Source organism: Stenotrophomonas beteli (genome assembly GCF_001431665.1).
Taxonomy (GTDB): domain Bacteria; phylum Pseudomonadota; class Gammaproteobacteria; order Xanthomonadales; family Xanthomonadaceae; genus Stenotrophomonas; species Stenotrophomonas beteli.
On the sequence record NZ_LLXV01000039.1, the window covers coordinates 1 to 26,943 of the forward strand.

Annotated in this window: 25 protein-coding genes and 1 pseudogene; 19 read left to right on the forward strand and 7 right to left on the reverse strand. The window is 66.9% G+C overall.

Annotated features, from left to right (window positions below):
• The first annotated feature begins 162 nt into the window (after nucleotides 1–162).
• The 8 genes from queF to ARC23_RS09990 all read left to right on the forward strand — a co-directional run bounded on the left by queF (nucleotide 163) and on the right by ARC23_RS09990 (nucleotide 7,151).
• Nucleotides 163–981, forward strand: a complete 819-nt coding sequence (gene queF, locus ARC23_RS09955; protein WP_057497088.1) for an NADPH-dependent 7-cyano-7-deazaguanine reductase QueF — start codon at nucleotides 163–165, stop codon at nucleotides 979–981.
• Nucleotides 982–1,149: 168 nt separating this feature from the next.
• Nucleotides 1,150–1,443, forward strand: a complete 294-nt coding sequence (locus tag ARC23_RS09960; RefSeq protein ID WP_057497089.1) for a LysM peptidoglycan-binding domain-containing protein — start codon at nucleotides 1,150–1,152, stop codon at nucleotides 1,441–1,443.
• A 45-nt stretch (nucleotides 1,444–1,488) separates the two neighbouring features.
• On the forward strand, nucleotides 1,489–2,001 hold the full coding sequence (locus ARC23_RS09965) for a hypothetical protein (protein WP_057497090.1): 513 nt from the start codon (nucleotides 1,489–1,491) through the stop codon (nucleotides 1,999–2,001).
• A gap of 283 nt (nucleotides 2,002–2,284) precedes the next feature.
• Nucleotides 2,285–4,507, forward strand: coding sequence for an NADP-dependent isocitrate dehydrogenase (locus tag ARC23_RS09970; RefSeq protein WP_057497091.1), 2,223 nt, complete (start codon nucleotides 2,285–2,287; stop codon nucleotides 4,505–4,507).
• A gap of 316 nt (nucleotides 4,508–4,823) precedes the next feature.
• Complete coding sequence (locus ARC23_RS09975; protein WP_057497092.1) at nucleotides 4,824–5,789, forward strand: hypothetical protein; 966 nt, start codon at nucleotides 4,824–4,826, stop codon at nucleotides 5,787–5,789.
• Nucleotides 5,782–6,330 carry a GTP-binding protein gene (locus ARC23_RS09980; RefSeq protein ID WP_057497093.1) on the forward strand — a complete coding sequence of 183 codons (549 nt, stop codon included), beginning with the start codon at nucleotides 5,782–5,784 and terminating at the stop codon, nucleotides 6,328–6,330. The genes ARC23_RS09975 and ARC23_RS09980 overlap by 8 nt, the downstream gene beginning before the upstream one ends.
• Entirely contained in the window at nucleotides 6,323–6,739 is a 417-nt protein-coding gene (locus ARC23_RS09985; protein WP_057497094.1) for a roadblock/LC7 domain-containing protein, read from the forward strand. The genes ARC23_RS09980 and ARC23_RS09985 overlap by 8 nt, the downstream gene beginning before the upstream one ends.
• Nucleotides 6,740–6,791: 52 nt before the next feature.
• Nucleotides 6,792–7,151: a hypothetical protein gene (locus ARC23_RS09990; protein ID WP_057497095.1), complete on the forward strand. Its 360-nt coding sequence runs from the start codon at nucleotides 6,792–6,794 to the stop codon at nucleotides 7,149–7,151.
• A gap of 111 nt (nucleotides 7,152–7,262) precedes the next feature.
• On the opposite strand, the gene ARC23_RS09995 is transcribed toward ARC23_RS09990, so the two are convergent.
• Nucleotides 7,263–8,000, reverse strand: a complete 738-nt coding sequence (locus ARC23_RS09995) for a KilA-N domain-containing protein (RefSeq protein WP_238985229.1) — start codon at nucleotides 7,998–8,000, stop codon at nucleotides 7,263–7,265.
• Nucleotides 8,001–8,164: 164 nt separating this feature from the next.
• On the opposite strand from ARC23_RS09995, the gene aceK reads away from it, so the two are divergent.
• On the forward strand, nucleotides 8,165–9,895 hold the full coding sequence (aceK, locus tag ARC23_RS10000) for a bifunctional isocitrate dehydrogenase kinase/phosphatase (protein WP_057497097.1): 1,731 nt from the start codon (nucleotides 8,165–8,167) through the stop codon (nucleotides 9,893–9,895).
• A gap of 30 nt (nucleotides 9,896–9,925) precedes the next feature.
• Here the strand turns inward: aceK and ARC23_RS10005 are convergent, their stop codons facing one another.
• Together ARC23_RS10005 and ARC23_RS21215 are read right to left on the reverse strand one after the other, a co-directional pair.
• The gene (locus ARC23_RS10005; RefSeq protein ID WP_057497098.1) at nucleotides 9,926–11,500 is read right to left on the reverse strand and encodes a sensor domain-containing diguanylate cyclase; all 1,575 of its coding nucleotides are present in this window, start codon (nucleotides 11,498–11,500) and stop codon (nucleotides 9,926–9,928) included.
• 235 nt (nucleotides 11,501–11,735) lie between these two features.
• Nucleotides 11,736–11,885, reverse strand: a pseudogene (locus ARC23_RS21215) (cupin-like domain-containing protein); the annotation flags it as partial.
• A 105-nt stretch (nucleotides 11,886–11,990) separates the two neighbouring features.
• On the opposite strand from ARC23_RS21215, the gene ARC23_RS10015 reads away from it, so the two are divergent.
• Complete coding sequence (locus ARC23_RS10015; protein ID WP_152985246.1) at nucleotides 11,991–13,058, forward strand: hypothetical protein; 1,068 nt, start codon at nucleotides 11,991–11,993, stop codon at nucleotides 13,056–13,058.
• Between the two features lie 68 nt (nucleotides 13,059–13,126).
• Here ARC23_RS10015 and rho read toward each other — a convergent pair whose 3' ends face one another.
• Both rho and trxA read right to left on the reverse strand, forming a co-directional pair.
• Complete coding sequence (gene rho, locus ARC23_RS10020) at nucleotides 13,127–14,902, reverse strand: transcription termination factor Rho (protein ID WP_057497101.1); 1,776 nt, start codon at nucleotides 14,900–14,902, stop codon at nucleotides 13,127–13,129.
• A gap of 228 nt (nucleotides 14,903–15,130) precedes the next feature.
• Nucleotides 15,131–15,460, reverse strand: a complete 330-nt coding sequence (gene trxA / locus ARC23_RS10025; protein WP_005411275.1) for a thioredoxin — start codon at nucleotides 15,458–15,460, stop codon at nucleotides 15,131–15,133.
• 513 nt (nucleotides 15,461–15,973) lie between these two features.
• On the opposite strand from trxA, the gene rhlB reads away from it, so the two are divergent.
• From rhlB to ARC23_RS10065, 8 genes are all read left to right on the forward strand, one after another.
• Entirely contained in the window at nucleotides 15,974–17,695 is a 1,722-nt protein-coding gene (gene rhlB, locus ARC23_RS10030) for an ATP-dependent RNA helicase RhlB (RefSeq protein ID WP_057497102.1), read from the forward strand.
• Between the two features lie 165 nt (nucleotides 17,696–17,860).
• Entirely contained in the window at nucleotides 17,861–18,547 is a 687-nt protein-coding gene (ftsE, locus tag ARC23_RS10035) for a cell division ATP-binding protein FtsE (protein WP_057497103.1), read from the forward strand.
• 3 nt (nucleotides 18,548–18,550) lie between these two features.
• Nucleotides 18,551–19,498, forward strand: a complete 948-nt coding sequence (gene ftsX / locus ARC23_RS10040) for a permease-like cell division protein FtsX (protein WP_057497104.1) — start codon at nucleotides 18,551–18,553, stop codon at nucleotides 19,496–19,498.
• A 7-nt stretch (nucleotides 19,499–19,505) separates the two neighbouring features.
• Nucleotides 19,506–20,348 (forward strand): response regulator, encoded by an 843-nt coding sequence (locus ARC23_RS10045; protein ID WP_049424094.1) that lies wholly within the window; start codon nucleotides 19,506–19,508, stop codon nucleotides 20,346–20,348.
• Complete coding sequence (gene ung, locus ARC23_RS10050; protein ID WP_057497105.1) at nucleotides 20,345–21,058, forward strand: uracil-DNA glycosylase; 714 nt, start codon at nucleotides 20,345–20,347, stop codon at nucleotides 21,056–21,058. The genes ARC23_RS10045 and ung overlap by 4 nt, the downstream gene beginning before the upstream one ends.
• A gap of 278 nt (nucleotides 21,059–21,336) precedes the next feature.
• Nucleotides 21,337–22,212: an RNA polymerase sigma factor RpoH gene (gene rpoH, locus ARC23_RS10055; protein ID WP_049428989.1), complete on the forward strand. Its 876-nt coding sequence runs from the start codon at nucleotides 21,337–21,339 to the stop codon at nucleotides 22,210–22,212.
• 266 nt (nucleotides 22,213–22,478) lie between these two features.
• Nucleotides 22,479–22,649, forward strand: coding sequence for a type II toxin-antitoxin system RelE/ParE family toxin (locus ARC23_RS21345; RefSeq protein WP_341271525.1), 171 nt, complete (start codon nucleotides 22,479–22,481; stop codon nucleotides 22,647–22,649).
• 104 nt (nucleotides 22,650–22,753) lie between these two features.
• The gene (locus ARC23_RS10065) at nucleotides 22,754–23,086 is read left to right on the forward strand and encodes a helix-turn-helix domain-containing protein (protein WP_057497106.1); all 333 of its coding nucleotides are present in this window, start codon (nucleotides 22,754–22,756) and stop codon (nucleotides 23,084–23,086) included.
• 77 nt (nucleotides 23,087–23,163) lie between these two features.
• On the opposite strand, the gene purD is transcribed toward ARC23_RS10065, so the two are convergent.
• Nucleotides 23,164–24,447: a phosphoribosylamine--glycine ligase gene (gene purD, locus ARC23_RS10070; RefSeq protein ID WP_057497107.1), complete on the reverse strand. Its 1,284-nt coding sequence runs from the start codon at nucleotides 24,445–24,447 to the stop codon at nucleotides 23,164–23,166.
• Between the two features lie 61 nt (nucleotides 24,448–24,508).
• Nucleotides 24,509–26,092, reverse strand: coding sequence for a bifunctional phosphoribosylaminoimidazolecarboxamide formyltransferase/IMP cyclohydrolase (gene purH / locus ARC23_RS10075; protein ID WP_057497108.1), 1,584 nt, complete (start codon nucleotides 26,090–26,092; stop codon nucleotides 24,509–24,511).
• A gap of 209 nt (nucleotides 26,093–26,301) precedes the next feature.
• Between purH and ARC23_RS10080 the strand changes: the two genes are divergently transcribed.
• On the forward strand, nucleotides 26,302–26,919 hold the full coding sequence (locus ARC23_RS10080) for a CDP-alcohol phosphatidyltransferase family protein (RefSeq protein WP_057497109.1): 618 nt from the start codon (nucleotides 26,302–26,304) through the stop codon (nucleotides 26,917–26,919).
• The last annotated feature ends 24 nt before the right edge of the window (nucleotides 26,920–26,943 follow it).

Here is a 26,943-nt window from a genome sequence, read left to right on the forward strand (position 1 = left end):
ATGGATGCGGCGACCGAGCCTCCATGGATGGATTCACGGCGTCCCCCAGCCAACCCACCCTCCCGGCCAGCTCCTGTATCCGGCAACACCACCACCACGGAGGGGCCTCGCCGTTGGCCGGCCCGGCCGGAGGCCCGCCCTCCGCGCGATACAATGGCGCCCATGAACACCCCCCAGGACTCCAGCCTCGGTCGCGAGGTCAGTTACCCGTCGCAGTACGATCCCGGCCTGCTGTTTCCCATCCCCCGCAGCGGCGCCCGCGCCGAGATCGGCCTCGATGACGCCGCGCTGCCGTTCGTGGGCCACGACCGCTGGCACGCCTTCGAGCTGAGCTGGCTCGACCCGCGCGGCAAGCCGCAGGTGGCCGTGGCCACCGTGCAGGTGCCATGCACCTCGCCCCGGCTGATCGAATCGAAGTCGTTCAAGCTGTACCTCAACTCCCTCAACAGCACCCGCATCGACAGCGCCGAAGCACTGCGCGCGCGCGTCGCCGCCGATCTGTCGGCCTGTGCCGGTGCGCCGGTGCAGGTGGAATTCGGCCTGCCGGAACTGCGCGAGGCGCCGTTGGGCGAATCCATCGATGGGCTGGACGTGGGCATCGACTGCTACGGTCCGCCGCAGGCCGACTTCCTTTCTGCCGATGCCGGCGAAGTGGTGGAGGAGACCCTGGTCTCGGCGCTGCTGAAGTCCAACTGCCCGGTCACCGGCCAGCCGGACTGGGCCACGGTCAGCCTGCGTTATCGAGGGCCGAAGATCGACCGCGCCGGCCTGCTGCGCTATCTGGTCAGCTACCGTGAGCACGCCGAGTTCCACGAACAGTGCGTTGAACGGATCTTCAGCGAGGTGACCGCGCGCTGCCAGCCGCACTGGCTGGAAGTGGAGGCCCGCTACACCCGCCGTGGTGGCCTGGATATCAATCCCTGGCGTGCCAGCCCGGGCATCGCCGCCCCGGCTGCGACCTTCCGCGAACTGCGGCAGTAACCGCCACAGGCGGTTACGGGTCGTGCCGGCCGCTGGCCGGCACGACCGGACACCTTCTCTCCCGATTGTTCAGCCGTCCCCGGGGGCGGCTTCACATCTGCACCATCCCCATTTAACAACCTCCATGGCACCGTGCGAATCACGTAGTCATGCAGACGGGAGTTGTGGATGAGTACCGAGAAGAAAGCCGATTTCTCCGGCGTCAGCAGCAGCGTCGACAGTACCGCCGAGCAGGTGCCGAAGGCGGACTTCTCCGGCGTCAGCGCCTCGGTGGACAGTACCGCCGACGTTGTCAGCGGCGGCACCTACACCGTGCAGAAGGGGGACTCGCTGTCGAAGATCGCCAAGCAGCATCTGGGCGACGCCAATGCCTGGAAGAAGATCTTCGAAGCCAACCGCGATGTGCTTGATGACCCGGACAAGATCTTCCCGGGCCAGACCCTGAAGCTGCCGCCGAAGTAAGCCGGCCATCGAACGCCGTCCGACAATCCCTGGGAGGAACCCCGAATGATCAAGACCACCCCGCTCCAGACCGCCCTGATCGCCGCCCTGCTGGGCAGCGTCGCCCTGGTCGGTTGCAAGAAGAAGGAAGAGTCGACCGAGACCAACGCCGCTCCGGCAGCGACCGCCCCGGCCGAACCCGCAGCGCCGGCGCCGATGACCGGCGCACCACCGCCGATGGCCGAGGCCGCCGCAGTCAACGTCTCGTCGGTCACCGTCGGCAAAACCGCCGCCGCCGACAAGTCGGTTGCGACCACGGCATTGTTCGCACCGAAGGATGACGTCATCGTCTCGGTCAAGACCGACGGCGCCGCCAACAACGTCACCGTTGGCGCGAAGCTGACCTACCAGGACGGCCAGGTGGCCGGCGAACAGAACGCCACCCTGAACACCAGTGGCGCGGAAACCACCAACGTCACGTTCAAGAATGCAAAGGGCTGGCCGGCGGGCAAGTACCGCGCCGAGGTCACCATCGATGGCAAGGCGGCCGGAACGCCGCAGGAGTTCGAGGTCAAGTAAGTCCTGCCGACTCTCTCCCGGCAGGGCTCACGATGGACGCAGCCGCGAGGCTGCGTCCTTTTTATTGAGCGATGGACAGGCGTGAATGGATCACAGCGTTGCCGCCGTGCAGTACCGCCGCGTATGGCGTGGCTTTGCCCCGCGCGGCTGAAAACGCGACAATGCAGGGGTTTCCCCGCCGCGCGCCCACCCTGACCGCGGTGGGGGAAAGCGACACGGTTGCACGTGGCCCGGCGCTGGCGCCGGCCTTCCCCTGAGCATTGCTACAGAGTCCAAGTCCCCCATGTCCAAGATTCTCTACACGCTGACCGACGAAGCCCCGTTCCTGGCCACCCAGTCGCTGCTGCCGATCGTTGACGCCTACACCGCCACTGCCGGCATCGTGGTGGAAACCCGTGACATCTCGCTGTCCGGCCGCATCCTCTCGCAGTTCCCGGAACTGCTCAGCGATGCGCAGAAGGTCAGCGACGACCTGGCCGAACTCGGCCAGCTGGCGACCACCCCGGACGCCAACATCATCAAGCTGCCGAACATCTCCGCCTCGGTGCCGCAGCTGAAGGCGGCCATCAAGGAGCTGCAGGACCAGGGCTATCCGCTGCCGGATTACCCGGAAACCCCGGCCAACGACCAGCAGCGCGACTACAAGGCGCGCTACGACAAGGTCAAGGGCAGCGCGGTGAACCCGGTGCTGCGCGAAGGCAACTCCGACCGCCGCGCGCCGCTGTCGGTGAAGAACTACGCGCGCAAGCACCCGCACCGCATGGGCGCCTGGGCGTCGGATTCGAAGTCGCACGTCGCGCACATGGCCGCCGGCGATTTCTACGGCAGCGAAAAGTCGGCCACCCTGGCCAACGCCGGTTCGCTGAAGATCACCTTCCACGGCAAGGACGGCAGCGCCGTCGTGCTGAAGGAAAAGACCGCGGTCAAGGCCGGCGAGATCGTCGATGCCGCGGTGATGAGCCGCAAGGCACTGGCGGCCTTCATCGGTGAGCAGATCGCCGATGCCAAGGCCCAGGGCGTGCTGTTCTCGCTGCACCTGAAGGCGACCATGATGAAGGTCTCCGATCCGATCATGTTCGGTGTGGCGGTCAACGAGTTCTACAAGGACGTGCTGGCCAAGCACGCCGACGTGCTGAAGCAGGCCGGGTTCGATGCCAACAACGGTATCGGTGACCTGGCTGCGCGCCTGCCGTCGCTGCCCGAAGCCACCCGCGCTGCGATCGAAGCCGACCTGGCCGCCGAGTACGCACAGCGCCCGGGCGTGGCCATGGTCAATTCGGACAAGGGCATCACCAACCTGCACGTGCCGAGCGACGTGATCGTCGACGCCTCGATGCCGGCGATGATCCGCGACTCCGGCAAGATGTGGAACGCCGAAGGCAAGCTGCAGGACACCAAGGCGGTCATTCCGGACCGCTGCTACGCCGGCGTGTACCAGGCCGTCATCGACGACTGCAAGGCGCACGGCGCCTTCGACCCGGCCACCATGGGCTCGGTGCCCAACGTCGGCCTGATGGCACAGAAGGCCGAAGAGTACGGCTCGCACGACAAGACCTTCCAGATCGCTGCCGACGGCGTGGTCAAGGTGACCGACGATGCCGGCACCGTGGTGTTCGAACACGCCGTGGAAGCCGGTGACATCTGGCGCATGTGCCAGACCAAGGACGCGCCGATCCAGGACTGGGTCAAGCTTGCCGTCGAGCGCGCCCGCCTGAGCAGCACCCCGGCCGTGTTCTGGCTCGATGCCGCCCGCGCCCACGACGCGCAGGTCATCGCCAAGGTCGAGCAGTACCTGAAGAACCACGACACCACCGGCCTGGACATCCGCATCCTGCCGCCGGTGGAAGCGACCGCGTTCTCGCTGGCCCGCATCCGCAAGGGTGAGGACACCATCTCGGTGACCGGCAACGTGCTGCGCGACTACCTGACCGATCTGTTCCCGATCATGGAGCTGGGCACCAGCGCCAAGATGCTGTCGATCGTGCCGCTGATGGCGGGTGGTGGCCTGTTCGAGACCGGCGCCGGTGGTTCGGCCCCGAAGCACGTGCAGCAGTTCGTTGAAGAGGATTACCTGCGCTGGGATTCGCTGGGTGAGTTCCTGGCCCTGGCCGCGTCGCTGGAACACCTCGGCAACCGCTACGACAACGCCGCCGCCCGCGTGCTGGCCAAGGCGCTGGATGAGGCCAACGGCCAGTTCCTGGACAACGACAAGTCGCCGTCGCGCAAGCTGGGTGGCATCGACAACCGCGGCAGCCACTTCTACATCGCGCTGTACTGGGCACAGGCGCTGGCCGCGCAGGACGAGGATGCTGCGCTGAAGGCACGCTTCGCGCCGCTGGCCAAGGCGCTGACCGACGGCGAGCAGAAGATCGTCGAAGAGCTGATCGCGGTGCAGGGCAAGGCCGTGGACATCGGCGGCTACTACCGCCCGGACGTGGCCAAGGCCAGCAAGGCGATGCGCCCGAGCGCGACCTTCAACGCCGCGCTGGAGCAGCTGCGCGGCTGATCCATTGCCGTTCGGCCGTGGCACCGGAACCCGCGCTTCGGCGCGGGTTTTCTTTTGGGCTCCGGGGTCAGATCCCTTTTGCCATGCAAAAGGGATCTGACCCCATTCGACCCGCGTCCAGAACCGTGACTCCCGTCGGCTGTCGGAATGCCGTCAACGGGGCATGAAACTTGCCCGCGATGGCCGTCGCAGAAACGACAGGAGGCGGTCCGCAGCCGCCTTTGATCTGAGCAGTCGATCACGACGGTCTTCGTTGGCAATGCCCTAGCCTTGGCGACGCGAGGCCACCGGGGAGGTGGCCGCACGGGGAACACGGATGGCACGCGTGCTGGTAGTGGGAACCGACATCCAGGGCGAGCAGGCCCTGCTGCAACGACTGCGCCTGGCGTCGGCACTGCCGGACGGCCAGATCCGGCGCAGCCAGGATCTGGACGACTGCGACCTGCTGGTCATCCGCGATACGCCGGCACTGCGCAATGCGGCCCAGCGCATGCGCCAGCAGCGACCGCAGTTGCACTGCTGGATCGAGGACATCGGCGGCCAGCTGCGCGAGGGCGATGGCCACCAGCATGTACTCGACGATGGCGCCATCGGCCGCGCGCTGCGTGGCATGCAGCTGGCACCGGAGCCCTTGCCCATGCACGCGCCTGCACCGATCCGCCTGGCTGATGGCGCGCACGCCATCACCCGCCTGCTGCGCGAGCGGCTGCCGCTACGCCAGGGCCAGGCATTGTTGAGTGACGCAGGCGAGCCATTGCTGCTGATGGACCTGGAGCACGACCAGGCCGTACTGTTGCAGGAACCGGCGAGCGCACTGGTGGAGCGCCTGGCCGATGCCTTCGAACGCCTGCAGCTGGATGCACTGACACCGGCGCGCCTGCAGGCGCTGGGTGGCGAGCGACCACGCCAGCCGTTGCGGCCGCTGTTGTGGCAATGGGCGCAACGCAGCCGCCATTGGCAGGCACTGGATGAACGCCTGCGCGGTACCTCGGTAAAGCTGCTGCGCTGGCCCGATTTCCGCGTACTGGGTCACGACCACGATGGCTTCCGCCTGTGCTCGCTGCTGCTCAAGCGCGCGTGCACGGTTGAAGAATGCGCGATGCTGCTCGAACTGCCGGCGGCGGCCGTGCGCGATTTCATCCATGCCGCCTACCTGTGTGGCTACGCGCAGCTGCAGGCCGCCGCGGCGACGCCGATGATGGCGACCGGCGGCACCCGCACCGACAACGGTTTGCTTGCCCGCCTGTGGCGGCACCTGCGCGGGAGCGAGCGCAATGCGTGAACACAAGGTGGTGGTGCTGGGCGGCATGGGCAGTGGCAAGTCGACGCTGGTGCGCAGCATCGCGGCCGGTGCGGTGGTCGACACCGATGTGGCCAACAGTGATCGCCTCGGCGCCGACAAGGCCTCCACCACCGTCGCCCTGGACTACGCAGACATCGACCTGCCCAACGGCGAACGCCTGCGTCTCTACGGAACGCCCGGCCAGCAGCGCTTCGATTTCCTGTGGCCGATCCTGCTGCAGGGTGCCCGTGGCGCAGTGCTGCTGCTGGACGCGCGCCGCGCCGGCCTGGCCAGTGAGCTGGAGGACTACCTGCAGGTGCTGCAGCCGTTCGCATCATCCCTGGCACTGGTCGTGGCGGTCACCCACCTGGACCAGGCGCCACAGGCCGCGCTGGATGACTGGGCCGCCCGTGCCTGCCTCGATGACCAGCCGCTGCCACTGCTGGCCGTGGATGCCCGTGACCGCGAACAGGGACTGCTGCTGATGGACGTACTGATGAGCGAAATGGAAGCGCACGCGCTGGTGGCGGCGCATGGCTGACGGGCAGGTGGCCGTGCTGCCCGATGCCGGCCAGCGTGAGCGCCTGCAGCCCCTGCTGCAGGACCTGCAGCAGCGGGTGGAAGGCGTGCGCACGGTAGTGCTGGCCAGTGTCGATGGCTTCGCCCTGGTCAGCGCCGGCGCCGAGGGACGCGGCGAACGGCTGGCGGCGATGACCAGCGCGATGCTGGCACTGGCCGCGGCGGTGGGGCGGGAGCTGGTGCTGGGAGACCTGCAGACGCTGATGCTGGAGGCCGCCGGCGGCAAGGTGTTGATGCTGGCCATCCAGGCCGAAGGACGCGCACCGCTGCTGCTGATGGCGGCCTGCGACCAGCGCAGCGTGATCGGCCAGGTGCTGTGGCAGAGCAGGGAATGTGGCCAGGCGATCCTGGCCGAACTCGGCGGAGCCTGAGCCCGGCCGCAGGGGAACAAGGGGCTCGAACCAACATTGAGAGGGGAGCGACGTGGCTGGATTGACTGAATCGTTGAACGCACTGATGGGCATCGACGGCGCGCAGGCGGTGGCGCTGGTCGACTACGAGAGTGGCATGTTGCTGGGTGAAGCCGGCACCGGCATGGACATGGAAGTGGCTGCTGCCGGCAACACCGAAGTGATCCGCGCCAAGATGAAGACCGCCGCGTCGCTGAACCTCAACGACAGCATCGAGGACATCCTGATTTCGCTGGGCAAGGCGTACCACATCATGCGCCCGGTGGCGAAGAAGAAAGGCCTGTTCTTCTACATCGTGCTGGACAGGGCCAAGTCCAACCTGGCGCTGGCGCGGCGCAAGGTGCAGGACGTAGAGACGGAACTGGCGATCTGAGCCATCGGCTCCTGTACAGCCGAGCCATGCTCGGCTGCTCATTGCCACTGTAGAGCCGAGCCATGCTCGGCTGCTTTCAGCCGAAGCAGCCGAGCACGTTCGGCGCTGCTTTCACTGCGGTGGAAGCAGCAGCGTGGTCACGAACGAAAGCGCTTCGCTGTCGCGCCTGGCGAAGTACGTATGCGCCTTCTGGGGCAGCCACACTTCGTTGAAATGGCGGCGGAAGTCCTCGTAGAACTCGTTGGGATACAGCTTGGCCTGCACCGTCCGGCCATCCGGGTAGGTGTGGTCATACGTGGGCAGTGCATCGGTGTTGACGCCGCGATGATCCCTCAGCCATCTGCAGAACAGGCGGCCTTCGGAGATGTCCGGCACCAGCGCCTGCGGGAGCGTATAGCCTGCCTGCTCCAGCGGTGCGATCAGGTTCAATGTCAGCTCGTTGAGCATCGAAAAATGGGTGTACGGCACCTTCGCACGGTTCTGCATGTAGCGATCGATGTGCACGGGCAGCAGCGCATTGGCGCGACCCTGCTGCCATTCCACCACCCACTGCGAGACCTTCACTGCGAACTTGCGCGACAGCCACTGGCCGAGGTGGATGGCGAGGTACGGGTGGATCCAGGTGCCCTGCATGGCCCGGTTCCCACCGGATACCACGTGGATCAGCTCATTCTCCGACAGCTTCGTCTGCGCCTTGAGCTCCTGCAGGAACTCCTCCGTCGATTTCAGCGCCCGGTAGTCGGACCAGCGCTTGCCGACGGACTGGCACAGGGCGGTCGCGCTGATGTAACCGTCGCGGGCGCGCTGCGGGATTACGTTGCCTTCCTCCACGCGTGGAATAAAGGTCATTTGCTGCATGCGTCACCTCGTGCCGTTGTTGGGCCTGAAAGGGTAGGCAGCAGGGAGGCATCGGGTCTGTAGGAATCGTTGCGTTTGTCGCGGCGCGCAGCGGCCCTACACAAGCCACCCCACGCCAGCGTATGGTGAGGCCGGTCCTTCCGGGTGAGCCCTGCATGTCCGAGCCTGACTTCGATGCCGACATGGCGCCGCGCGTCGCCGCCGCCATCCGCGATGGTTTCGAGCGGTACCACGCCCGCTTCGCGGCGATCACTGCCCGGGCACGGCAGCGCTTCGAACAGCGTGACTGGGCGGGTGCGCGCCAGGATGCGGTCGAACGCATCGCGTTGTACGACCTGTGCATTGCCGAACAGATGGATGCACTGCGCCGCCTCGCCGGCGAGGCGATCGGCGCGCGCGCGCTGTGGCTGCAGGTGCATGCGCAGTACAGCGCACTGCTGCGGGGGCTGATCGACGCCGAACTGTACAAGACCTTCTACAACACGTTGTCGCGGCGCCTGTTTTCCATCCGTGGCGTGGATCCGGCGCTGGAGTTCATCGCCTTTGATGTCGAGCCGTCCGATGCGATCACTCACCCGGTCGCGCGGCACACCTATGCGGTCTCGCCGACGCGGCCGGTGGAGGCTTTTCAGCGCGTGCTGGCCGATTACCGCTTCGACATTCCCTATGCGCACCAGCTGCGCTGCGCGGCGGCCATCGCTGTGCGCCTGCAGGATGATCTGGCCCACTGGGGCGATACGCCGGTGCGCAGCATCGAGCTGCTCGACACCGTGTTCTACCGGGAGCGCCGCGCCTACCTGGTCGGCCGGGTGTTCGGCGAGCATCGCTTTTCCCCGTGCGTCATCGCCCTGGTCAACGACGCGCGTGGCCTGCGTGCCGATGCAGTGCTGACCCGGCGTCGCGATGTCGCCCACCTGTTCGGCGTGTCACGCAGCTACTTCCAGGCGGACCTGGCCACTGTCGGTGACGCAGTGGTGTTCCTGCGCAGCCTGCTGCCGGGCAAGCCCATCGACGAGATCTACACGGTGCTGGGGCGTGCCAAGCAGGGCAAGACCGAGCGCTACCGCACCTTCTTCCGCCACTTCAATGAACACCCGCAGGAGCGGCTGGTGCACGCCGAAGGCACGCCGGGCATGGTCATGGCGGTGTTCACCCTGCCCAGCTACCCGCTGGTATTCAAGCTGATCCGCGACCGCTTCGCCTGGCCCAAGGCCATGTCGCGGCAACAGGTGGAAGAGAAGTACGCACTGGTGTTCAACCTGGATCGCGTCGGCCGCCTGCTCGATGCGCAGCCCTACCGGCATCTGCGCTTCCCGCGTGGTCGCTTCGCGCCGGCACTGCTGGATGAACTGCTGCAGCAGTGCGCGCAGAGCGTCCGCCTCGATGGCGATGAGGTGGAGATCGCGCTGTGCTACGTGCAGCGGCGTTTCCGTCCATTGAACCTGTACCTGCGCGAGCAGGGCGCGGAGGCGGTGCGGGCGGCGGTGCTCGATTACGCGCAGGCGATCACCGACATGGCGCGCAACAACATCTTCCCCGGCGACATGCTGCCGAAGAATTTCGGTGTGTCGCGGCATGGCCGTGCCGTGTTCTACGACTACGACGAACTGTGCCTGGTCAGTGACTGCGTGTTCCGCGCCTGGCCGCAGCCGCGCACGCCCGAAGAGGCGCTGGCCGACGAGCCCTGGTTCCATGTGGGCGCGCGCGATGTGTTCCCCGAGCGCTTCGGTCCGTTCATGGGCCTGCCTGCCGGCGAGCTGGCCGCCGTGCGCGAGCACTATCGGCATCTGTTCGATCCGGCGTGGTGGCAGGGCCTGCAGGCGCGCTTCGCCAGTGGTGACTATCCCGATACGCCGCCCTACGCGGCCAGCCACCGCCTGGCGTGATCGCCGTCGGCGCAGGCCGCCGCTGTCGTCTCAGCCCGAGTACGGGTACACCACTACCCGGTTGCGGCCCTGTTCCTTGGCCATGTAGAGGGCCTTGTCGGCCAGCCGCAGCGCCTGCTCGGCATCGACGTGGAAGCTGGGGAAATGGGCCACGCCCAGCGACACGGTAATGTTGCCGACCGCTGCGAACGGATGATCGGCAATATGCTGGCGCAGGCGTTCGGCGGCCTGCCGCGCCGGCTCGACAGCAATGCCGGGCAGCAGCAGCAGGAATTCCTCGCCGCCGGAACGGCACAGGAAATCGCTGTCGCGCGAATAGCGGCGCATCTGGTCGGCAATGTGGACGATGGCAGCATCGCCGACGTCGTGGCCGTGGCCGTCGTTGATCGCCTTGAAGCGGTCGATATCCAGTGCCAGGATCGCGAAGGGGATGCCCTGCACCTGCAACGCGTCCAGTGCCTGCTGCAGGCCGCGGCGGTTGAGCAGGCCGGTCAGCGGGTCGGTGCGGTTGGCGCGGTTGAGCGTGCCGATACGGTCCTGCAACGCATTGAAGCTGTGCAGCACCGCGTGCTTGAGCTGGGCCACCTCGAAGTACCAGGCGCGGATGCCACTGACGTGGTTGATCGCATTGCCGGTGTCCTCGCCCCCCTGCACATTGCGCGCCAGTTGCCACAGCGGCAGCGAGATGCGCCGGGCAAACCACCAGGTGATCAGCAGCGACAGCAGGCCGAGCGGGATCGCGTTCCAGATCACCGCGGTCATCAACCGCGACAAGGGCTGCAACGTGGCTTCGGTCGGCCGCTGGGCAATGATGCCCCAGCCGGTCGCCGGTACTGGCGCATAACCGGCCAGCATCGATACGCCGAGGTTGTTGCGTACCTGCTGCGCACCGCGTTCACCGCGCACTACCGCCTTCACCGCCGGATTGCCGACCACGTAGTCGCCGACCCGCTTGCCATCGGCGTGGTACAGCAGGCGGCCATGGCGATCAACCACGTACAGGTAGGAGCCGTCGCGGTAGTAATGCTTGCCCAGCAGCGTGTGCAGCGCGCTGCGCTGGCGCAGGTACAGGGTCCCGCTGACGTAGCCGCGATAGTGGCCCTGGCGATCGAAGATCGGGTGCGACAGCGAGACCAGCAGCTTGCCGGTGGCCGACTGGTAGGGATCGCTGATCATCGGCTGGCGTGCCGCCAATGCGGCGTTGTTGCCGACGCTGTGCAGGATCTCGCCCTGCAGCTGCAGGGTCTGCGGCGAGGTGGCGATCACCAGGCCGTCGGCGTCGACCACCAGCGAGGAGTTGAAGCTGTTGGTCTGCAGCTGCAGGCGGCTGGCCTCGTCCTGGGCCTGGGCCGGATCGAGGTCACTCTGGCCGAGCCGGGTGGCGGCGTAGGCCAGCTCCTGCTGCGCGGCCAGCAGGAAGTTCTGGGTGGTCTCGGCCAGCTTGGTGGCATAGACGCGGTTGGCTTCCAGGGTATTGCCGACCAGCTGGTCGCGCTGCACGCGGTAGCTGGCCAGCAACGTGTTGGCCAGGGCGATGATGGCGCTGAGCAGGGCCAGGGCAAGGATCAGCTTGCCCAGGTTGAGGCGGGGCGAAATCAGGCGCATGCAGAGCTACATGAGGCGAAGGGCGTGCAGCGCCGGCGGGCGTCGCCGGGTGCGGGGCTGCATTATCGCCACAAACGCTGCCGCTGCGGGTGAAGCGGCGGTCGCTGCCCGGCTCGGCGCTGCAGGCGTTGGCGCAGGGTCTGCCGGATCTGCAGGGCACTGTCGGCTACCAGCGGGGCCAGCACGCCCTGTGCCTGCGCTGGAAGTGTGCGCGGGTCAACACATCGGCATCGAGCACGTGGCGCCACCAAAGCGAGGGGATGTAGACGGCATCGCCTGGCGCCGGTTCGGCCACATGCGCCTGCGCCAGCGCCTGGTGGAAGCGTGGAAAGCGCTCGACGTCCATTGCGTGGGCGTCAACCAGGCTGATCGGCTGCCCGCCAGGGTGACGTGGCGGGATGCCGGCCTGCTTTCTGATCGTGGTGCGCCGTTAAACTGCCGCACCACGATTCGATCCGCTTGATGGGCGGATCCATAGACAAGGATGATCATGCGCGGATTGCTCCGGAGCGCAAGGCTGCAGCCTTACGCCTCCACCATCAATGTTTCCTTCGTAAGTGAAGCTCGTGCCCTGCTGGAGCTGGTTCGGCAGGGCGCGTACACGCAGGCCTCGTCGCGGATGATGGATGTCCACGAAGGCGATCAGGTGGACTTCTATGCCTATGTCGGCAAGCAAGTGGAGGCACCGGCGCTGGCGGCGCAATGGCGCGCCACTGAACCGCATTCCACGGACGCCGCGCTGCTGCTGGCCTTTGCCGAGCTGGGCGAAGGCTGGCGCCTGCGTGGCGAAACCTACTTCCATGAAATTCCCGAAGCACGCAAGCGTGCCTTCCCACTGAAGTTCCAGGCCGCGCAGAGGCTGTTCAGGGAGCTGGCCGACCGTGCCGATGCCCCTCCGCTGGCGATCTACGGCCTGCTGCATTGCGACGTGGTCTGCGGTATCGAGCGTGATGCACGCGGTGACCGGTTCGCGCAAGTGATGGCGCTGGCGCCATTCCACGCGCCTTCGATCTACATGATGGCCAAGGCCAGCATGGAAAAGTGGAGCGGCAGCGACGAGGAGATGTGGGCTTACCTGCGCTGGATCAGCGAACACGCGCCGCGTGGCCGCGATGCCCATGCAGTGATCGCCTCGCACGTTGTTGAATGGACCCACCCATGGATGGACGAGTGCAATGCACCGCTGGAGATTGTCGGGGTGGTACGCGCAGCCAACGTGCCGGGCCTGGCCGATCTGGTACGCACCGCGCTGCTGGACTGGCTGGATGTGGATTCCGCCGGGCTGGAGCGCGCGCTGGCCGCCTGCACGTCCTCGCGCGAGCGCCGCCTGCGCGCCGAATTCGCGCTGGCGCTGTACTTTGCCGGTGCCTGGGAAGAGGCGCGCCTGGTGATGAAGGCACAGGGCGGCCAGGTGCCGGTGGAACCGTGGTGCTACCTGGCCTATCGAGGCAGCAGCATCCTCAGCGAAATGCTGGGCGGCACCCTGCGCTGCGCCGGCCTGGCCCACGACCGCATCTGCCGCGACCTCGGCCTGGACCCACGCGAGATCTGTTCGTAGTTCCACGCCATGCGTGGTTGCGCCGTTCCAGAAGGTGAAAAAAAGCCCCGCAATGCGGGGCTTCCTTCTTATCGCTTCATCGAACCGAAGAACTCGTCGTTGGACTTGGTGTTCTTCATCTTGTCCAGCAGGAACTCCATCGCGGCCATTTCATCCATCGGATGCAGCAGCTTGCGCAGGATCCAGATCTTCTGCAGCAGTTCCGGTTCGATCAGCAGGTCTTCGCGGCGGGTGCCGGAACGGTTGATGTCGATGGCCGGGAACACGCGCTTTTCAGCGATGCGGCGGCTCAGGTGCACTTCGCTGTTGCCGGTGCCCTTGAACTCTTCGTAGATCACCTCGTCCATCTTCGAGCCGGTGTCGACCAGCGCGGTGGCGATGATGGTCAGGCTGCCGCCTTCTTCCACGTTGCGCGCGGCACCGAAGAAGCGCTTCGGGCGGTGCAGGGCGTTGGCATCCACACCACCGGTCAGCACCTTGCCCGAGCTCGGCACCACGTTGTTGTAGGCGCGGGCCAGGCGGGTGATCGAGTCGAGCAGGATCACCACGTCCTTCTTGTGCTCGACCAGGCGCTTGGCGCGCTCGATGACCATTTCGGCCACCTGCACGTGGCGCGCAGCCGGCTCGTCGAAGGTCGAGCTGATGACCTCGCCGCGCACGGTGCGCTGCATTTCGGTCACTTCTTCCGGGCGCTCGTCGATCAGCAGCACGATCAGGTGCACGTCCGGGTGGTTGGTGGTGATGGCCGTGGCCACCTGCTGCATCATCATCGTCTTGCCGGCCTTCGGCTGCGACACGATGAGCGAGCGCTGGCCCTTGCCCTGCGGCGCCATCAGATCGAGGATGCGGCCGGTGATGTCTTCCGACGAACCGTTGCCACGCTCCAGGGTGAAGCGACGGCGCGGGAACAGCGCGGTCAGGTTCTCGAACAGCACCTTGTTCTTCGACGCTTCCAGCGGCTCACCGTTGATGGTGTCCACGATCGACAGCGCGAAGTAGCGCTCGCCGTCCTTCGGGAAGCGGATGCGGCCGGACAGGTGGTCGCCGGTGCGCAGGTTGAAGCGGCGGATCTGGCTGGGCGAGATGTAGGTGTCGTCCGGGCCGGCCAGATAGCTGGCCTCGGCCGCACGCAGGAAACCGAAGCCGTCGGGCAGGATTTCCAGCACGCCATCGGCGGCGACGCCATCGCCGTGGCGGGTCAGCACCTTCAGCAGCGCGAAGATCACGTCCTGCTTGCGGGCGCGGGCCACGCCTTCGGAAATCTGAAGCTGCTCGGCAATCTCCAGCAGCTTCTGCGCCGGCATGCGCTTGAGGTCGCTCAGCGAATAGACCGGGAAACCTTCCGGCACGTTGGCGTGCGGGCGCGGCACGAACGGTTGCTGGTCGCCGCCATCGTTGGGCATGCCGTCATCGCGGAAGCGGCCGCCGTTGCCACCGCCATTGCGATCACGGTCGCGGTCGCGGCGGTTGCGGAAGCGGTCACGGCGGTTGCCCTGGCCCTGGCCCTGCTGGTTCTGGTTGTACGGATTCTGGTTCTGGTTCTGGTTCTGGTTCTGACCACCACCCTGGTGGTTCTGCTGCCGCGGCTGGCCGGATTCGCGGCCCTCACCGCCTTCACCGCCGCCACTGCTGGCGGGGGCCTCGGCGGCGGGCGCGCTCGGCGCAGGGGGCGCAGCGGCCGGCGCCGGCGCGTCGGGCGCGGCTGCCAGCGGCAGGGTCGGCTGCGCCGGAGCGGCGCTGGTTTCGGCGGCGGCCGGAGCGGCTGCCTTGCTTACGCGGGCCTTGCGCACGCGCTTTTCGGCGGGCGCTTCAGCGCTGCCGGTTTCGGGAGTGTTATCGGACAAGAGCGTTATTCCTCGCTTGAAGGTGCGAGCGCCCGGCTGGGGCGGCGAACGTTGGGAATGGGTCTGGAAGAAACGGCGTCCAGAGGGTGCGGCACGCGAACGCGGCCGGATATGCCGACACTATCATCGGCCTGCGGCGCCGTGCAAGGGTCGCCGGGAACAGCATTCATCATGGACGCAGTGCGCCCGACAGCAGCCGCACGCGGCGGCTGCCGTGAAACCGCAGGATCAGGCCAGCGCCTTGTCCAGCAGGCCAGCCAGCTGGGCCTTGCCCACCGCACCGATCTGCTCGCCGACCTTCTCGCCGTCCTTGAACACGACCAGGTACGGAATCGAACGCACGTGGTACTTGGCGGCCAGCGCACGGTTGTGGTCGACGTTGACCTTGGCGATCTTGGCGCGGCCCTGGTAGGCATCGGCCAGTTCGTCCAGCGCCGGCGCGATCATCTTGCACGGGCCACACCACTCGGCCCAGAAATCGACCAGCACCGGTTCTTTGGAATTCAGCACTGCGCTATCAAAGTCGGCATCGCCGACATGTACAACCTTGTCGCTCATCTTGGTTTCTCGTCTTGGATTGCACCCGGCCATGCCGGAGGTGGGTGAACTGGGCCATGCCCGGTGGCGCGACCCTCGTCGTTGCCTCGCGGCGCACTGCCGCGGTGCGTTCGGCGGGATGCCTGGACGCTCACGGCCGGCAGTGTACCCCTATCGCAGGGCGGGGACAGGCGCCGGCTGGAACCCAGCGTATCGTGATCGCTTCGAAGCCCGGTATGTGCCGGATTTCACTGTCTTCCTGGAAATGGGGATGGCAGCGGGCGACACCAGCAGCGGCACGCTAGGACGTTCAAGTGCGGTGTGGCTGGGTGAAGACAGGGTTGTCTCGTGGCACCTTGAGACGCTTCGTTCCAGTTTGCCGGCCCGAGTGCGTTAAACTGGGGCATTGTGCGGCGTGCGGACCGGGTGGTCCCTGCCTGCCAACCCGCCGCAGGGGCCGCAGTTTGCGACGGTGCCCCTAGACGATGAAGCGCCGCCCGCCCCACGGGCCGACGGCCATACCAAGACGGACCCATGAGCGACAAACCGCTGACCGATTTGACCTTTTCCTCCTTCGAGCTGCATCCGGCCCTGCAGGCTGGCCTTGAAGGAGCCGGATTCACCCGTTGCACCCCGATCCAGGCGCTGACCCTGCCGGTCGCGCTGGCCGGCGGTGATGTGGCCGGCCAGGCCCAGACCGGCACCGGCAAGACCCTGGCCTTCCTGGTGGCTGTCGTGAACCGCCTGCTGAGCCGGCCGGCGCTGGCCGACCGCAAGCCGGAAGACCCGCGCGCGCTGATCCTGGCCCCGACCCGCGAACTGGCCATCCAGATCCACAAGGATGCGGTGAAGTTCGGCTCCGACCTCGGCCTGCGCTTCGCGCTGGTCTACGGTGGCGTCGACTACGACAAGCAGCGCGAGATCCTGCAGCAGGGCGTGGACGTGATCATCGCCACCCCGGGCCGCCTGATCGACTACGTCAAGCAGCACAAGGTGGTCTCGCTGCACGCCTGCGAGATCTGCGTGCTGGACGAAGCCGACCGCATGTTCGACCTGGGCTTCATCAAGGACATCCGCTTCCTGCTGCGCCGCATGCCCGAGCGCACCATCCGGCAGACCCTGCTGTTCAGCGCCACGCTCAGCCACCGCGTGCTGGAGCTGGCCTACGAGCACATGAACGAGCCGCAGAAGCTGGTGGTCGAAGCCGAAACCATCACCGCCGCGCGTGTGCGCCAGCGCATCTACTTCCCGGCCGACGACGAGAAGATCCCGCTGCTGCTGGGCCTGCTCTCGCGCAGCGAAGGCGCGCGCACCATGGTGTTCGTCAACACCAAGGTGTTCGTCGAGCGCGTCGCCCGCTCGCTGGAAAAGGCTGGCTACCGCGTCGGCGTGCTGTCCGGCGACGTGCCACAGAAGAAGCGCGAGAGCCTGCTCAACCGCTTCCAGAAGGGCCAGCTGGAAATCCTGGTGGCCACCGACGTGGCCGCGCGCGGCCTGCACATCGACGGCATCAAGTACGTCTACAACTACGACCTGCCGTTCGATGCCGAAGACTACGTGCACCGCATCGGCCGTACCGCGCGCCTGGGCGAAGAGGGCGATGCGATCAGCTTCGCCTGCGAGCGCTATGCGATGGGCCTGCCGGACATCGAGGCCTACATCGAGCAGAAGATTCCGTCTGAGCCGGTCACCAAGGAACTGCTGACCGCGCTGCCGCGCCCGGAGCGCCCGGCGCCGGCCGCTGGCGAGGAAGGCGAGGAGAACGAGAGCGTCGGCCAGATCTTCCGTGAAGCGCGCGAAGCCCGCGCTGCCGAGGAGGAGCGTCGTGGCGGTGGCCGCAGTGGTGGCCGCTCCGGCGGTGGCCGAGGCGAGCGTCGCGATGGTGAGCGCAGTGGCGAGCGTCGTTCGCGTGGCCCGCGCAAGCCGCGCGTGGAAGGCGAGCAGACGGCTGCCGCACCGGTCGAAGGTGCCGAAGCCGCCGTGGCCCAGACGCCGCGCCCGCCGCGTCCGCCACGTGCCGAAGGTGCGCCGGAAGGTACCGCCGAGGGCGAGCGCAAGCCGCGCAAGCGCCGTCGTCGTCGCCACGGCCGTCCGGTCGAGGGTGCCGAGGGCGTGCAGGCCACGGCCGGCAACGGCGCCAGCCCGGTCACCCCGGTACAGGTGGTGGCCAAGCCGGTGCGCACGACTGCTGATACCGGCGATTCGTTCCTGACCCGCATCGGCCGCAAGATCCGTCGGATGCTGTCCGGCAGCTGATCAGCGGGTAGCGCCCGACCGTTGGTCGGGCGACATTGAAGGGGGTGCCAACCAATTGTCGGCACCCACTTTGGCCGGCAACCCACACGGCTGCCGGCCAGCGGCCGGCACTACCGATCGTGCGACCGTCTCCACGACGTCGCGCCGGTCCTGCATAATCGGGGCATGAGTGTCCTGCGCTTCGACAATGTCAGCAAACAGTACGCCGGTGGCCACGAGGCACTGACCGATGTCAGCTTCGAGGTCGCGCCGGGCGAGATGCTGTTCGTCACCGGCCATTCCGGTGCGGGCAAGAGCACCCTGCTCAAGTTGATCCACCTGGACGAGCGGCCCAGCCGCGGGGCAGTGCTGTTCGACGAGCGCAACCTGCTGAAGGTGCGCGGTGGCGACGTGCCCCGCCACCGACGCGCGGTGGGGGCGGTCTACCAGGACCACCGCCTGCTGATGGGCCGTTCCATCGCCGAGAACGTGGCGCTGCCGCTGATCCTGCGCGGTACCCGCCGTAGCGACATCAACAAGCGCGTGCGCTCGGTGCTGGAGCGCATGGGCCTGGGCCACCGCGAGAAGGCACTGCCTTCGCAGCTGTCCGCTGGCGAGCAGCAGCGCGTCGGCATCGCCCGCGCGATCGTCGGTGAGCCCAAGCTGCTGGTGGCCGACGAACCCACCGGCAATCTCGACCCGACCCTGGCGGCAGAGATCATGGCCCTGTTCGCCGAGCTGCCCGCGCGCGGCACCAGCGTGCTGGTGGTCAGCCACGACCTGCCGCTGCTGCGCCGCATGCGCAAGCGCGTGCTGATCCTTGACCACGGCCGGCTGGTGGATGACATCTCGCCGCAGGACCTGGCGGAGTAACCCATGGCCAAGAACGAAAACAGCGAAGCCGCCGCACCCTCGCGCGTGGGCGTCTGGTTCCAGCACCACGCGCACAGCGTGGTCTTCAGCCTCGGCCGCGCCTTCCGCAAGCCATGGGCGACCCTGCTGACGGTGATGGTCATGGCGCTGGCACTGGCGTTGCCGCTGGGGCTGTCGATCGCGCTGGACAACCTCAAGCAGTTCGCCGGCAGCGTGCAGCAGTCGCGCGACATCAACGTGTTCCTGAAGGGCAATGTCGATGGCCCCGCTGCGCTGCGCCTGGCGGGCCAGCTGCGTGACCGCGACGACGTGTCCGGGGTGAACGTGCGCACGCCCGAGCAGGGCCTGCAGGAACTGCGCGATGCCGGCCTCGGCGAGGCGATCGATGCACTCAACGACAACCCGCTGCCGTCGCTGCTGGTGATCACCCCCGGCCAGGGCAAGGACGACGCACGCCTGGCACGCGCGCTGGAAAGCCTGCCCGAGGCCGACCTGGTGCAGCACGATGCGCTGTGGCGCCAGCGCCTGGATGCCTGGCTGGCCTTCGGTGCGCGGCTGGTGCAGGTGCTGTCGGTGCTGCTCGGCGCGGGCGCCGCACTGGTGGTCGGCAATACCGTGCGCCTGGATATCCAGGCGCGTCGCGAGGAGATCGGCGTGCTGCAGCTGCTCGGTGCCAGCGATGGCTTCATCCGCCGCCCGTTCCTGTATCTGGGCGCCTGGTACGGCCTCGGCGCCGGCGCGGTGGCGCTGGCCCTGATCGGCGCCGCGGGTGCCGCGCTGCGCATACCGCTGGCCGAACTCTCGCGCAGCTACGGCAGCCCGTTCGTGCTGCACGGCCTGGACCTGCTGCACGGTGGCCTGGTCCTGCTCGGCACGCTGCTGCTGGGCTGGCTGGGCGCCTGGCTGGTGACCGGCCACTTCCTCCGCCAGACCCGCCCGACCGACACCTGAGACCGGCATGCAACCGCAAGCGCTGAAGCACCTTGAAGGGCCCGCGACGCGGGTGATGGTGGTCGATGGTTCCAAGCTGGTCCGCAAGCTGATCGCCGACGTCCTGCAGCGCGACCTGCCGGGCGTGGAGGTGATCGGCTGCGACAGCATCGAGGACGCGCAGCAGGCGCTGGCGCAGGGCCCGGTGGACCTGGTGACCACCTCGCTGACCCTGCGTGATGGCGACGGCCTGGCGCTGGCGCGGATGGTGCGCGAAGCGGCCGGCCAGGCGTACGTGCCGGTGATCGTGGTCTCCGGCGACGCCCAGCAGCACCTGGAGCAGCGCCGCTTCACCGAATACGTCACCGATTACTTCGACAAGGCGCTGGGCCACGAGGCACTGGCGACCTTCATCCGTGGCTACGTGCAGCCGCAGACCATTCCCGGCGCCACCATCCTCTACATCGAGGACAGCCGCGTGGTGGCCGAGGCCACCAAGCGCATGCTCGAACGCCAGCAGTTGAACGTGCTGCACGTGGTCAGCGCCGAAGAGGCGTTCACCCTGCTCACCGCCGAGTCGCTGGGCCGCAGCCGCCACCGCATCGACCTGGTGCTGACCGACGTCACCCTGAAGGGCGAGCTGAGCGGCCGCGACGTGGTGCAGCGCGTACGCGTGGACTTTGGTTACGGCAAGCGCCGCCTGCCGGTGCTGGTGATGACCGGTGATGGCAACCCGCACAATCAGACCGGGCTGCTGCAGTCCGGTGCCAATGATCTGGTGCTCAAGCCGATCGAAGAGCGCCTGCTGGTCACCAAGGTGCTGTTCCAGCTGCGCCTGGCCCGATTGAATGATGGACCTTTGTTGCGATGATCGATGAAGTAGCTGACACCCCGACGATCCAGCTGGAACCGAGCTGGAAGCAGCACGTCGGTGATTACCTGCTGCAGCCGCAGATGCGCGAGCTGTCCAGCTTCCTGCGCCAGCGCAAGGCCAGCGGTGCGGCGGTGTTCCCGCCCGGCCCGCAGATCTTCGCCGCGTTCGATGCCACGCCGTTCGAGCAGGTGAAGGTGGTGATCCTCGGCCAGGACCCGTACCACGGCCGCGGCCAGGCCCATGGCCTGAGTTTCTCGGTACCGCCTGGCGTGCCGGTGCCGCCGTCGCTGCTGAACATCTACAAGGAGATCGAGAGCGATCTCGGTATCCCGCGCCCGGACCACGGCTGCCTGATCCCGTGGGCGCAGCGCGGCGTGCTGCTGCTCAATGCCGTGCTGACGGTGGAAGAGGGCAAGGCTGGTGCGCACCAGGGACGTGGCTGGGAGGGCTTCACCGATCACGTGGTGGACGTGCTCAACCGCGAACGCGAAGGCCTGGTGTTCATGCTGTGGGGCGCCTATGCGCAGCAGAAGGGCAAGGTGATCGACACCCGTCGCCACCGCGTGCTGAAGTCGCCGCACCCGTCGCCGCTGTCGGCCCATCGGGGCTTCCTCGGCTGCCGGCATTTCTCGATGGCCAACGAGTACCTTCAGCGCCGCGGCCAGGCCCCGATCGACTGGTCGCTGCCGCCGCGTTCGGCGCTCTGAGTACCGGCGGGCTGCTGGGCCTGAACACCGGGCAACGTCTCCGGGCCTGAATAGGCCTTCAGAACGGCCCGTTCAGCTCCGCTTGACTGAAATCGGCCGGTTTCTGCCAGTTAATTGCTTGAATTCCAAGGGATTGTGAATCCCGAAAAGCGTGCTCGCCACTGTCATCAAATCGCGCTACGGTAGGGCTCTGTTTGGGACCAGTGTTGCATCAATAGGATGCTGGAACTTTTTCCTCCTTTAGCAGTCCAAATCCCGGACTGCTAAGATGGGTGCCTATGAGCCAGAACACCTCTACTGCCCTTGTGGCAAACAATCTCCCGATTCCCAGTGCGCTCGGTTCGCTGGACGCCTACATCGGTGCCGTGCACCAGATCCCGGTGCTGTCGGTCGATGACGAACAGGACCTGGCCCGTCGCTTCCGCGACGGCAATGATCTGGACGCCGCCCGCGAGCTGGTGCATTCGCACCTGCGCTTCGTGGTGCACGTGGCCCGCGGCTACAACGGCTACGGCCTTGCGCTGGGCGACCTGATCCAGGAAGGCAACATCGGCCTGATGAAGGCGGTCAAGCGCTTCGACCCCGAAATGGGCGTGCGCCTGGTGTCCTTCGCCGTGCACTGGATCCGTGCCGAGATGCACGAGTTCATCCTGAAGAACTGGCGCATCGTGAAGGTCGCCACCACCAAGGCGCAGCGCAAGCTGTTCTTCAACCTGCGCAAGTCGAAGACGCGCCTGGGCTGGATGAACGCGGCCGAAGTCAGCGCGGTGGCCAAGGATCTGAACGTGTCCGAGCGTGAGGTCATGGAAATGGAATCGCGCCTGTCCGGTCGCGATATCGGTTTCGATGCGCCGACCGACGAGGACAACGAGCATGCGCCGCCGTCGCCGGCTGCGTTCCTCGTAGCCAACGATGAAGACCCGTCGATGGCCTACGAGCGTGCCGACAGCGAAGACAACCAGATGCAGCTGCTGCGCGAAGGCCTGGCCGAGCTGGATGCGCGTTCGCGTGACATCATCCGCCGCCGCTGGCTGGATGCCGACAGCAAGGTGACGCTGCAGGAGCTGGCCGACGAGTACGGCGTGTCGGCCGAGCGCATCCGCCAGGTTGAAGCGAACGCGCTGAAGAAGATGAAGGCGCTGTTCACCGCGTAAGGCGGGATGGCGTTGGAATGAAGAAAGGCCCGGCGGTGATGCCGGGCCTTTTTGTTTCTGGAGCGCATCCACGCATGGCGTGGATCAATCCTGACGCCAGGGCGGCAGCCGCGCCGACCGGAGCATGCGCTGGACGCTGATTTCCACGCCGTACCACTCGGTGGCACGGTATGATCATGTCACGTGTCTTCCGCACTCGAAGCTTCAACCGCAGTGCATGACGTTCTTCACTGACCGATAGAGCCTTGTGCTGCGCGGTGGTGGAAATGCGTCAAGGACTGATTGATGCAGATATAGGGGGCGGCCTTCTCAAAAAGCGAGTTGCGCTGCCGGGCCGCGGAAAGCGCGGTAGCGCCCACGTTATTGTCGCAACTAAGGTGGGGCGCTACTGGTTCTTTCTCCGGCTACGAGAAGAACGCGCGCGCGACCATCAGTAGCGCGGAACGCGACGCCCTTCAGCTGTATGCGTCTGAGTTCCTGAGAATGAGTACGGCGCAGGTGAATCGTGCCGTGCAGTACGGGGATCTACAGGAGATCGGCCGTGACGAAGACCCCTGAGCGACGGCGCGCGAAAAGTGCGCTTCTTGAAGCGGTGCATGATGCTGCTGTGAGTCTGCACGCGCATGGCTTCATCGATAAACGTCGGTTGAGCAGCTACGAAGCGCTTTGCCTTGAGCCGATCCCTGAGTACAGCGGCGCCCAGATCCGTGCTCTGCGTACGTCATTGCAGCTCAGTCAGCCGGTCTTTGCGGGGGTTCTCAATACCAGCGTTTCCACCGTACGCAGCTGGGAGCAGGGCGAAAAGAAACCCAGCGGACCGTCACTGAAGTTGCTTAACCTGATTGATCGGAAGGGTCTCGAAGCAGTCCTGTAAAGCAAAGGCCCGGCAATGCCGGGCCTTTGCTTTTCCGTGGTATTCCATCCACGCCAGGCATGGAAGCGGGGTGTGCCTCAGTCCTCGCGTGCGATCGCGCGCCAGCCGATGTCGTTGCGGTGGAACTCGTTGGCCCAGCTCACCTTGGCCACACCGGCATAGGCATTGGCCTGCGCGTCACGCACGCGGTCGCCCAGCGCCGCCACGCACAGCACGCGGCCGCCGGCGCTGACCACCTGGCCCTGCGCGTCCAGCGTGGTGCCGGCATGGAACACCTTGGCACTGGCCGGCACATCGCCCAGACCGGAAATCACATCGCCGGTGATCGGCGCCTCCGGGTAGGGCTTCGCGGCCATCACCACGCCCAGTGACGGGCGTGCATCCCACTGGGCCTGCACCTGGTCCAGGCGACCATCGATGGCCGCTTCCACCAGCTCCACCAGGTCCGTCTGCAGGCGCAGCATCACCGGCTGGGTTTCCGGGTCGCCGAAGCGCACGTTGAACTCGATCACCTTCGGCGCGCCGCTGGCGTCGATCATCAGGCCGGCGTAGAGGAAGCCGGTGAACGGGATGCCGTCGGCGATCATGCCCTGCACGGTCGGGTTCACCACCTCGCGCATCACGCGTGCATGTACCTCCGGCGTCACCACCGGGGCTGGCGAGTAGGCGCCCATGCCGCCGGTGTTCGGGCCGGTATCACCGTCACCGACGCGCTTGTGGTCCTGCGAGGTGGCCATCGGCAGCGCGTACACGCCGTCCACCATGGAAATGAAGCTGGCTTCCTCGCCATTGAGGAACTCTTCGATCACCACGCGCGCACCGGCATCGCCAAACGCGTTGCCGGACAGCATGTCACGCACCGCGTCCTCGGCCTCGGTCAGGCTCATCGCCACGATCACGCCCTTGCCGGCGGCCAGGCCATCGGCCTTGACCACGATCGGTGTGCCCTTCTCGCGTACATAGGTCAGCGCCGCGTCCACCTCGGTGTGCACCGCGTAGAACGCGGTGGGGATGTTGTGGCGGGCCAGGAAGTCCTTGGCGTAGGCCTTGCTGCCCTCCAGCTGCGCGGCGGCGGCGGTCGGCCCGAAGATGCGCAGGCCGGCGGCGCGGAAGCGGTCGACCACGCCGGCCACCAGCGGTACTTCCGGGCCGACCACGGTCAGCGCCACGCCTTCGGCCTGTGCCAGCGCCAGCAGGCCGTCGATGTCGGTTACCTTCACCGCCACGTTGCGGCACTTGTCTTCGCTGGCGGTGCCGGCGTTGCCGGGCGCGACGATCACTTCGGTGACACGGGAGGACTGGGCCAGCTTCCATGCGAGGGCGTGTTCGCGGCCGCCGGAGCCGATGACGAGGATCTTCATGGGACAGGGTTCTCGGATACGGAAAAGAAAAGCCGGGCAGAGCCCGGCTTCGTGATGCGGATCAGTGGCGGAAGTGGCGCACGCCGGTGAACACCATGGCCAGGCCATGCTCGTCGGCGGCGGCGATCACTTCGGCATCGCGCATCGAACCGCCCGGCTGGATGACCGCCTTGATGCCGGCGGCAGCAGCGGCGTCGATGCCGTCGCGGAACGGGAAGAACGCATCGGAAGCCATCACCGAACCCTCGACCACCAGGTTCGCATCGGCGGCCTTGATGCCGGCGATGCGGGCCGAGTACACGCGGCTCATCTGGCCGGCGCCCACGCCAATCGTGCGATTGTCCTTGGCGTACACAATCGCGTTGGACTTCACGAACTTGGCCACCTTCCAGGCGAACAGCAGGTCGGTGAACTGCTTGTCGGTCGGTGCCAGCGTGCTGACCACCTTCAGTTCGTCGCGGGTCATGCCGCGGTTGTCCGAGGACTGCAGCAGCAGGCCCGAGCCGACGCGCTTGCTGTCGAAGTTGTTCAGGCCATCACCGTGCGGGATGCGCAGCACGCGCACGTTGGCCTTCTTCTGCGCGTATTCCAGCGCAGCCGGCTCGTAGTCCGGGGCGATCAGCACTTCGACGAACTGGCGGTCCAGGATCACCTTGGCGGTGGCGGCGTCCAGCGGCTTGTTGAAGGCGATGATGCCGCCGAAGGCGCTGGTCGGGTCGGTGGCGTAGGCCAGCTCGTAGGCATCGCCGTTGCCGGCGCCGACGGCCACGCCGCACGGGTTGGCGTGCTTGACGATGACGCAGGCCGGCGCGTCGAACTGGCGCACGCATTCCCACGCCGCATCGGCATCGGCCAGGTTGTTGTAGCTCAGTTCCTTGCCCTGCAGCTGCTGGAAGGTGGCCAGCGTGCCCGGCACCGGGTACAGGTCGCGGTAGAACGCGCCGCTCTGGTGCGGGTTCTCGCCGTAGCGCAGGTCCATCACCTTCACGAAGGTGGAGTTCATCTGTGCCGGGTACTCGGCACGCGCCGGCACGGCGGCGTCGGTGGCGGTGACCGCCGACAGGTAGTTGCTGATCGCGGCGTCATACTGGGCGACGCGGTTGAACGCAGCCACCGAGAAGGCGAAGCGGGTGCTGGCCGACAGCTGGCCGTCGTTGGCGTCCAGCGAGGCCAGCAGCTCGGCGTACTGCGCCGGGTCGGTGGCCACTGCCACGCGGGCGAAGTTCTTGGCCGCCGAGCGCAGCATGGCCGGGCCGCCGATGTCGATGTTCTCCACCGCGTCGGCCAGGGTGCAGTCGGCCTTGGCGGTGACCGATTCGAACGGGTACAGGTTCAGTACCAGCAGGTCGATGGCGCCGATGCCGTGCTCGGCCATCACCGCATCATCCAGGCCCGAACGGCCCAGCAGGCCGCCGTGCACCATCGGGTGCAGGGTCTTGACCCGGCCGTCCATCATTTCCGGGAAACCGGTGACGTCGGCCACGTCCTTCACGGCCAGGCCCGCATCGCGGATCGCCTTGGCGGTGCCGCCGGTGGACAGCAGCTCCACGCCGCGTGCCGCCAGCGCAGTGGCCAGCTCGACCAGGCCGGTCTTGTCGGAAACGGAGAGGAGGGCCCGGCGGACGGGCAACAGATCAGCAGTCATGGGACAGAATCGGCAGCGGAGCGGGGCCGATATTGTAGGCGGTAGGGGCCGGTGGCGGGCGCTGGCGGGTGAATTCGGCTGCCGTCACGGGCCTGTGGCCGCCTTCGGCACGGGCCGGTTGGCCGCAGACTGCAAGCAATTCGATGCGGCGGCAGCACCCTGATCGGGTAGGCTGTGCCGGAACTGCCAAGGATCAGCGGGTTCGGATCGTGTCGATCTATGCATTGAAAGGACGTTTTCAGGATCTCCTGCGTCCGGCCGTACGTGGCCTGTACCGCATGGGAATCACCGCCAATGCGGTGACCGTGGCCGCCGCCGTGGTCTCGCTGCTGGTGGCCGCCGCCGTCTGGTGCTGCGCGCCGGCCCAGCCCCTGCTGTACCTGCTGCTGCCGCTGTGGATGCTGCTGCGCATGGCGCTCAACGCCGTGGACGGCATGCTGGCACGCGAGTTCGGCCAGCAGTCGCGGCTCGGCGCCTATCTGAACGAGTTGTGCGATGTGATCGCCGATGCGGCGCTGTACCTGAGCCTGTTGAGCGTGCCGGGCGTGCGCCCGGGGGCCCTGTGGCTGCTGGCCTGGACCGCGGCGCTGAGCGAATACGCCGGCGTACTGGGGCTGATGGTCGGTGCCAGCCGCCGCTATGACGGCCCGATGGGCAAGAGCGATCGCGCCTTCGTGATCGGTGCGCTGGGCCTGCTGCTGGCGTTTGAATGGGTTGGCGCGATGACGGTCACTGGCGTGGCTGCGGTCATGGCGGTGCTGTGCGTGCTGACGATGATCAACCGCGTCCGTCGCGGACTGCGGGAAGCGGCGGTTTCGCCGAATTAACCAAGCAGATACAAGAAGACAATC

Bases quoted from the DNA above. Each gene is read 5' to 3' on its own strand.
- trxA (WP_005411275.1), bottom strand. From the start codon at position 15,460: ATGAGCGACAAGGTTGTACATGTCGGCGATGCCGACTTTGATAGCGCA.
- ARC23_RS10045 (WP_049424094.1), top strand. From the start codon at position 19,506: ATGCAACCGCAAGCGCTGAAGCACCTTGAAGGGCCCGCGACGCGGGTG.
- purD (WP_057497107.1), bottom strand. From the start codon at position 24,447: ATGAAGATCCTCGTCATCGGCTCCGGCGGCCGCGAACACGCCCTCGCA.
- ARC23_RS10015 (WP_152985246.1), top strand. From the start codon at position 11,991: ATGCGCGGATTGCTCCGGAGCGCAAGGCTGCAGCCTTACGCCTCCACC.
- ARC23_RS09980 (WP_057497093.1), top strand. From the start codon at position 5,782: ATGCGTGAACACAAGGTGGTGGTGCTGGGCGGCATGGGCAGTGGCAAG.
- ftsX (WP_057497104.1), top strand. From the start codon at position 18,551: ATGGCCAAGAACGAAAACAGCGAAGCCGCCGCACCCTCGCGCGTGGGC.
- ARC23_RS21345 (WP_341271525.1), top strand. From the start codon at position 22,479: ATGCGTCAAGGACTGATTGATGCAGATATAGGGGGCGGCCTTCTCAAA.
- queF (WP_057497088.1), top strand. From the start codon at position 163: ATGAACACCCCCCAGGACTCCAGCCTCGGTCGCGAGGTCAGTTACCCG.
- ung (WP_057497105.1), top strand. From the start codon at position 20,345: ATGATCGATGAAGTAGCTGACACCCCGACGATCCAGCTGGAACCGAGC.
- rpoH (WP_049428989.1), top strand. From the start codon at position 21,337: ATGAGCCAGAACACCTCTACTGCCCTTGTGGCAAACAATCTCCCGATT.
- ftsE (WP_057497103.1), top strand. From the start codon at position 17,861: ATGAGTGTCCTGCGCTTCGACAATGTCAGCAAACAGTACGCCGGTGGC.
- aceK (WP_057497097.1), top strand. From the start codon at position 8,165: ATGTCCGAGCCTGACTTCGATGCCGACATGGCGCCGCGCGTCGCCGCC.
- purH (WP_057497108.1), bottom strand. From the start codon at position 26,092: ATGACTGCTGATCTGTTGCCCGTCCGCCGGGCCCTCCTCTCCGTTTCC.
- ARC23_RS09975 (WP_057497092.1), top strand. From the start codon at position 4,824: ATGGCACGCGTGCTGGTAGTGGGAACCGACATCCAGGGCGAGCAGGCC.
- ARC23_RS09995 (WP_238985229.1), bottom strand. From the start codon at position 8,000: ATGACCTTTATTCCACGCGTGGAGGAAGGCAACGTAATCCCGCAGCGC.
- rhlB (WP_057497102.1), top strand. From the start codon at position 15,974: ATGAGCGACAAACCGCTGACCGATTTGACCTTTTCCTCCTTCGAGCTG.
- ARC23_RS09960 (WP_057497089.1), top strand. From the start codon at position 1,150: ATGAGTACCGAGAAGAAAGCCGATTTCTCCGGCGTCAGCAGCAGCGTC.
- ARC23_RS09970 (WP_057497091.1), top strand. From the start codon at position 2,285: ATGTCCAAGATTCTCTACACGCTGACCGACGAAGCCCCGTTCCTGGCC.
- ARC23_RS09985 (WP_057497094.1), top strand. From the start codon at position 6,323: ATGGCTGACGGGCAGGTGGCCGTGCTGCCCGATGCCGGCCAGCGTGAG.
- ARC23_RS09965 (WP_057497090.1), top strand. From the start codon at position 1,489: ATGATCAAGACCACCCCGCTCCAGACCGCCCTGATCGCCGCCCTGCTG.
- ARC23_RS10005 (WP_057497098.1), bottom strand. From the start codon at position 11,500: ATGCGCCTGATTTCGCCCCGCCTCAACCTGGGCAAGCTGATCCTTGCC.